The 7,038-nt window shown below is 73.2% G+C and carries 6 protein-coding genes; 4 read left to right on the forward strand and 2 right to left on the reverse strand.

Annotated features, from left to right (window positions below; genetic code table 11):
* A partial coding sequence (locus ACWD3D_RS31210) for a hypothetical protein (protein WP_451464106.1) occupies positions 1 to 372 on the forward strand: 372 nt, incomplete at its 5' end.
* Between the two features lie 120 nt (positions 373 to 492).
* Here the strand turns inward: ACWD3D_RS31210 and treZ are convergent.
* On the reverse strand, positions 493 to 2,253 hold the full coding sequence (gene treZ, locus ACWD3D_RS31215) for a malto-oligosyltrehalose trehalohydrolase (protein WP_451464107.1): 1,761 nt from the start codon (positions 2,251 to 2,253) through the stop codon (positions 493 to 495).
* Positions 2,254 to 2,519: 266 nt separating this feature from the next.
* On the opposite strand from treZ, the gene ACWD3D_RS31220 reads away from it, so the two are divergent.
* Positions 2,520 to 3,980, forward strand: a complete 1,461-nt coding sequence (locus ACWD3D_RS31220; protein ID WP_451464108.1) for a GH1 family beta-glucosidase — start codon at positions 2,520 to 2,522, stop codon at positions 3,978 to 3,980.
* Positions 3,981 to 4,039: 59 nt separating this feature from the next.
* A complete protein-coding gene (locus ACWD3D_RS31225; protein WP_451464109.1) occupies positions 4,040 to 5,161 on the forward strand; it encodes an alpha-L-fucosidase in 1,122 nt (373 codons plus the stop codon).
* Between the two features lie 59 nt (positions 5,162 to 5,220).
* On the opposite strand, the gene ACWD3D_RS31230 is transcribed toward ACWD3D_RS31225, so the two are convergent.
* Entirely contained in the window at positions 5,221 to 6,186 is a 966-nt protein-coding gene (locus ACWD3D_RS31230; protein ID WP_451464110.1) for a GNAT family N-acetyltransferase, read from the reverse strand.
* Positions 6,187 to 6,401: 215 nt separating this feature from the next.
* Between ACWD3D_RS31230 and ACWD3D_RS31235 the strand changes: the two genes are divergently transcribed.
* Positions 6,402 to 7,007, forward strand: coding sequence for an FHA domain-containing protein (locus tag ACWD3D_RS31235; RefSeq protein ID WP_451464111.1), 606 nt, complete (start codon positions 6,402 to 6,404; stop codon positions 7,005 to 7,007).
* The last annotated feature ends 31 nt before the right edge of the window (positions 7,008 to 7,038 follow it).

The raw sequence follows: 7,038 nt of genomic DNA on the forward strand, positions 1-7,038 counted from the left end.
ATCGGGGCCGGGGCGGGATGCGTGGGCGAGCAGGTCGCGCTCTACGAAGACGACCAGAAGAACCAGTTCAGCCTTGCCGTGTTCACCATGAAGGACCCGGGGGACACGGTGAAGGCGATCAAGGAGCTTTCCTCGGCCTTCGACGACTACCAAGTCGCCGTGCAGGCCCCGCCGCCCGGATCGGACCTGCCCACCCTGCCCGCCGACAGCGGACTGGTGCAGGCGTTCGACGGCTACGGCCGCGTGATGACGGTCGGTATGGGGCAGTGGTCGGACGGCCGCGACGCCGACCTCCAGCAACTGGTCGACCGCCTCGGCCCGTTGCAGCGGGCGGTCTCGGACAAGGCCGCCGCCTACGAGGGCTCCGGCTGATCCGGGCCGGCCACGCGCGACCCGTCCCGGCGCGACCTTCCCGCCCCCGGACGGTCCGGCGGGTGCCGCCTCCGGCCCGCCCGTCACGCCGCGCACCTGACGCCCGGCGTGCCGGCCCGGTCACCCGTCCGCCAGCACCACGCACGACTCGGCCGGCAGCCGCAGCAGTCCGTCCGCCCCCGGAGCCTCCACCGGCTCCCAGGCCGCCAGCACCCGCCCGGTGGCGGCCCGGTTCCGCCCGCCGCCCAGCGGGACGGTGGCGGGCCGGCCGGCGAGGTTGACGACGATCCGTACGTCGCCCCGGCGCAGCGCCAGCCACCTGGCCTCCTCGTCGAACGCGACCTTCACCGAGGCGAGGTCCGGGTCGCGCAGGTCCGGTGCGGCCCGGCGGAGCGCGATCAGCTCCCGGTACCAGGCGTGCAGCCGGTCGTGCGGCGCGCGCTCCGGTTCGCTCCAGTCCAGGCAGGAGCGTGCGCGGGTCGCCGGGTCCTGCGGGTCCGGGATGTCCTCCTCGGCCCAGCCGTGCGCCCCGAACTCCCGCCGCCTGCCGTTGCGCACCGCCTCGGCCAGCTCCGGATCGGTGTGGTCGGTGAAGAACTGCCAGGGGGTCCGCGCCCCCCACTCCTCGCCCATGAAGAGCATCGGGGTGAACGGGCCGGTCAGCACCAGCGCCGCCGCACAGGCCAGCAGGCCGGGGGAGAGGGAGGCGGCGAGCCGGTCGCCGAGGGCCCGGTTGCCGATCTGGTCGTGGGTCTGGGCGTACCCGACGAAGCGGTGGGCGGGCGTGCGGGTGACGTCGACCCGGCGGCCGTGCGCCCGCCCCCGGAAGCTGGAGTACGTACCGTCGTGGAAGAAGGCCCGGGTCACCGTCTTCGCCAGCGCGGCCAGCGGTGCGGCGGCGAAATCCGCGTAGTAGCCCTGCGCCTCGCCGGTGAGAGCGGTGTGCAGGGCATGGTGGAAGTCGTCGTTCCACTGGGCGTGCAGCCCCAGCCCACCGGCCGTGCGCGGGGTGGTCGTGCGGGGGTCGCAGAGGTCGGACTCGGCGATCAGCGTCAGCGGCCTGTCCACCTCGGCCGACAGGGCGTCCACCCCGGCGGCCAGTTCCTCCAGATAGGTCAGCGCCCGGGTGTCGGCGAGCGCGTGCACCGCGTCCAGCCGCAAGCCGTCGAGACGGTAGTCGCGCAGCCAGGCCAGCGCGCTGCCCAGCAGATACGCGCGCACCTCGTCCGAACCCGGCGCGTCCAGATTGACCGCCGCGCCCCACGGGGTGTGGTGCGTCTCGGTGAAGTACGGGCCGAAGGCCGGGAGGTAATTACCGGACGGGCCCAGGTGGTTGTGGACGACGTCCAGCAGCACCGCGAGGCCGAGCCCGTGCGCGGCGTCCACGAACCGCTTGAGCCCGGCCGGACCGCCGTACGGCTCGTGGACGGCCCAGAGCGACACGCCCTCGTACCCCCATCCGTGGGTACCGGGGAAGGGGCAGACCGGCATCAGCGACACGTGGGTGACGCCGAGTTCCGCCAGATGGCCGAGCTGCCGCGCCGCCGCGTCGAAGGTGCCCTCGCCGGTGTACGTACCGACGTGGAGCTCGTACAGCACGCCGCCCGGCAGCCCGCGTCCGGGCCAGTCGCTGCGCCAGACGTACGCGTCCTGGTCGACCACCGCGCTCAGCCCGTCCGGCCCGTCCGGCTGGCGCCGGGAACGCGGATCGGGGAGCGGTGGGCCGTCGTCCACGGAGAAGCCGTAGAGGTCACCGTCCGCCGCGTCCGCCTCGGCCGTCCACCAGCCCGCGCGGGACTCGTCGCGTCCCATCGCCGACCGTGCGCCGGACAGCTGGAGACCGACCGTCCCCGCCCCGGGGGCCCACACCTCGAACCGCATCCGCCACTCCCCGTCAGTCGTGTCAGTGATTCGTATGAAAAGCCGGATGTGCCGGAGGGAAGTCCGGACCAGCTTCCATGATCGGCTGAAGTCGTCCGCCCGGCCCCGGAATACTGGACCGGTTCCACGACGGGTGACCGAAGAGATGTCCCGTGTTCCGTGCATGCGCGCACAGGAGTGCGGAACACCCCTTAAGGTCTGCTCTGATCATTGCCCTGCCCGTTCCTGCTCATACGTACGCCGACGTACGGCTGATGGAGGCCGAAATGACCGTTCCGAAGTTCCCGCCGGGCTTTCTCTGGGGAGCCTCCGCCTCCGCGTTCCAGACCGAAGGAGCCGTCGACGCCGACGGGAAGGGTCTCTCCGGCTGGGACGCCTTCGCCGCCGTGCCCGGCCGCATCAAGGACGGTACGGACACCACCCGGGGGACCGGTTTCCTCGAACACTGGCGCGAGGACGTCGGCCTGCTCGCCGGACTCGGCGCCGACGCCTTCCGCTTCTCCATCAGCTGGCCCCGCGTGGTGCCCGGCGGCAGCGGCGCGGTCAACCCGGCCGGACTCGACTTCTACGACCGGCTCGTCGACGAACTCTGCGCCCGGGGCATCACCCCCGCGCCCACGCTCTACCACTGGGACACCCCGCTGCCGCTCGACGAGGAGGGCGGCTGGCTCAACCGCGACACCGCCTACCGGTTCGCGGAGTACGCGGGCATCGTCGCCGAACGCCTCGCCGACCGCGTCCCCATGTGGATCACCATCAACGAGCCCGCCGAAGTAACCCTGTTGGGCTACGCCCTCGGGGAGCACGCACCCGGCCGCACCCTGCTCTTCGACGCCCTGCCCGCCGCCCACCACCAGCTCCTCGCCCACGGACTGGCCGTCCGGGCACTGCGCGCCGCCGGGGCCTCCAACATCGGGATCGCCGTCTCGCACAGCCCCGTCTGGACGGCCGGCGACTCGGACGAGGACCGGGACGCGGCCGGGCTGTACGACACCCTCACCAACTGGCTCTTCGCCGACCCGCTGCTCGCCGGCCGCTACCCCGACGAGGGATTCGCCGCCCTGATGCCGGGCCCGGTCGCCGACGACCTGAAGACCATCTCCACCCCGCTGGACTGGTACGGCGTCAACTACTACAACCCCACTCTCGTCGGCGCGCCCCGCCGCCCCGAAGCACTCGAATCCTTCGCCGGGTTCGACATTCCCGCCGAACTCCCCTTCGGCATTCGGGAGATCGAGGGATACGAGAAGACGGACTTCGGATGGCCCGTCGTCCCGGACGGCCTGCGTGAGACGCTCGTCGGGCTCCGCGACCGCTACGGCGACCGGCTGCCGCCGCTCTACATCACCGAGAACGGCTGCGCGGTGGACGATGCCGTCAGTGACACCCGCCGGATCGCCTTCCTGGAGAGCCACTTGGGCGCGCTGCACGCGGCGATCGGTGAAGGAGTCGACGTACGCGGCTACTTCACCTGGTCGCTGACGGACAACGTCGAGTGGACCGAGGGTGCCAGCAAGCGCTTCGGGCTCGTCCACATCGACTACGAGACCCTGCGCCGGACCCCGAAGGAGTCCTACGCCTGGTACCGCGACGTCATCCGGGCCCAGCGGGCACCGGCCGGATCCGTCGCGGCGGAACAAGGCTCGCCGGGGATCGAGATCATCGGGCAGCAGGCCGCCGGTGCGGCGGAACCGGCCGGAGCCGAACCCGCCGTCGGGCCCGCCTGAACCCGGGGCGGGACGGGCGGGGCTTCCCGGCGGGGCCCCGGTGACCGATACTTCGCGCCATGGTTGCTCAATGGTGGACCCAGGCCGGCCTGGGGATATTCGTGCACTGGACGCCCGCGTCGGTCCCCGGCTGGGCCCCGCCCTACACCGCGCCCGCGGATCTGCCCCTGGCCGGGCGGGCCGCCCCGCTCGCCTGGACCTCGTACGCCGAGTGGTACGAGAACGGGCTCCGCTTCCCCGGCAGCCCGGTCTCCGCCCACCACCGGGCCACCTACGGCGACAAGCCGTACACCGATTTCGGCCGGGAGTTCGAGGACGGGCTGGCGGGCTGGGACCCCGCCGCGTGGGCACGCGCCTTCCGCGCCGCCGGGGCCCGCTACGCCGTCCTGGTCACCAAGCACCACGACGGCTACTGCCTCTGGCCCTCCGAAGTACGCAACCCGAACCGGGCGGGCTGGCACACCACCCGTGACGTGGTGGGCGAGTTCGCCGAAGCGGTCCGGGCCGAGGGGCTGCGCTTCGGCGTGTACTACTCCGGCGGACTCGACTGGACCTTCGACAACCGCCCGGTCGGCACCGCCGCCGACATGCTCGCCTCCGTGCCGCGCGGCGCGTACCCCGACTACGCCGACGCCCAATTGCGTGAGCTCATAAGGCGATACCGCCCGGACATCCTCTGGAACGACATCGCCTGGCCGTCCGGCGCCCCCGAGATCCGTCGGCTGATCGACTTCTACCGCTTCACCGTCCCGCACGGCGTGGTCAACGACCGGCTGCTGCCGCGCTCGCCGCTCTGGCGCACTTTCGCCTTCCCCGGAGCGGGGGCGCTGTACGACCGCTGGGAGCGGCGGACGATCGCCCAGGACGAGGGGTTCGTGCCGCGCAAGCCGCCCTACTACGACTTCCGTACACCGGAGTTCGCCCGCTACACGGGCCCCGACCCGTACGAGATCACCCGCGGCATCGACCACAGCTTCGGCTACAACCGCAACTCCCCGCCCGACGCCTTCCTCGACCGCGACACCCTCACCGCGCTGGTCCGGGAGACCGCGGCCGACGGAGGCAACCTCCTCCTCAACGTCGGACCGCGTGGCGAGGACGCCGCCATCCCCGAGGAGCAACTGCTGCGGCTGGAGTGGCTCGCGCAGGACCGGGCGGCGGAGGCGGAGACGACCGGTTGACCCCGGGGCGGGTGGTCGGTCCGGGACCGTCCGGTCCCGGACCGTTCAGTCCGGACCGTTCAGTCCCAGACCATGTTGAGCGCCCGCTCGAAGTTGACGTACCCCAGCCGCCGGAACGCCCCGGCCATCGGCTGGTTGCCGAGGTCCGTGGCGGCCCGGACGCGCTCGACCCCGTCCTGCGCGGCGAGCACCCGGGTGCCCTCGGCGAGCAGGTCGTCGACGTACCCCTGGCCGCGACGGCCGGGCAGCACGCCGATGTACGCGATGACCGGGTTGTAGTGGTTGCGCGCGGGGACGACGAACCCGACGGGCTCCCCGCCCGGAAGCTCGCCGACGCGCCACCAGTCGCGGGGGGTCGAGTAGCGCGCGAGCTCCTCGTCGTAGTGCCGCTCGGCCGCCTCGCGCGGCGACAGCCCGGATGCCAGGTCCTGCTTCCCGTGCGCGTCGAGGGTGCCCTCCATCACCGGGGTCATCAGCGCGACCAAGTCCTCGCGGTCCCTCACCGGCCGGAACCGCAGCCGCCCGGTGTCCTCGGGCACCGGGGTACCGGCCCGCCACTCCAGCCGCAGCCGCTCCACCAGCATCCGCGCCCCGGTCGCCCCCAGGGCCCCGGTGCGCGCCTCGACGACCGCCCGGGCCGCCGGGTCCTCCCGCCAGTTGGGCGGCACGAAGCGCTCGTACTCCGGCCGAGGGGCGTCCGGCGGCACCACGGCCGCCGTGGCGGCCTCCAGGAGGGCGGCACCGACCCGGAGGCGCTCGGCCGTGGGCAGGGTGTCGTCCACGTCGAAGAAGTCGAGCAGTGCGGGAACGGCATCCGGACCGGCGCCGGAGCCCCGCCACCAGCCGGCCCGCGCCACCACGCGGTCACCGTCCAGGGCCACCCACAGCCAGGACGGACTCCGTCGGCCGGAGGCGAGATCGTCGGCCAACTCGTGGTCGAGGACGTAGGACAGGCTCTGGAAGAGGGGCAGTTCGTCGGGGCCGGAAAGCGGTCGGCAGGACAGGCCGGGTACAGCGGGTGTCACGTTGCTCCAGGGGGTTGACGGCCCCGGTGATCACCGGGGGCTCGCGGCGGCAGACGTTAGCAGCGCACCGGGTGGCCGCGCATCGGCATTTCGGCCCCGGCGCGACGCCACCTGTCGACGCTCGGGGGGCCGCGACGCCGCTCGCGGACGCTTGACGCTCCGGTCCCTGACGCCGCTTCTGGACACCCCGGCCCGCTCGGCCCGACAATCACCGGGTGACGTCTTCCTCCGAGTTCCACACGTATCCCGCGCGGGTGTCCGACGCCCAGCGCGACCGTGTCCTCGGCGTGCTGAGGGAGGGCGCCGCGCAGGGCCGACTCTCCCACGACACCTTCCTGCGCCGGATGGAACTCGCCCTCGCCGCCCACCGGCCCGAGGACCTGGCTGCCCTCACCGCCGACCTGCGCGAGGAACGCGCCTGGAGCCGAAGCCTGTTGCGCGCGGTGGGCGGAGTCTCCGGTTTCCCCGGGCGGCTGCGCATGGCCTGGCAGGCCGGGAAGCTGCCCCGGCTCCTGCTGCCCGCTCCCGGACCGTACCCGCTGCTCATCGGACGTGACCCGGGCAACGGACTGCGGCTCAACCACGAGACGGTCTCCCGCAACCACGCCGAACTCACCGTACGCGGGCGGATCTGGCTGCTCCGCGACCTCGGCTCGACCAACGGCACCTGTGTCAACGGACAGCGGGTCGTCGGCGCGGTCCCGGTCCGGGAGGGCGACCAGGTGAGCTTCGGCCACATGACCTTCCGCCTGACCGCGCCCCCGCCCCTCCCGCCGGACCGGCAGGCGGCCCTCCCGCCGGACGGCCTGCCACCCCTCTGAGCCCGGCCGGTCCGCCGGCCCACCGCGGCCC

The sequence above is a fragment of the Streptomyces sp. NPDC002690 genome, from assembly GCF_053592415.1.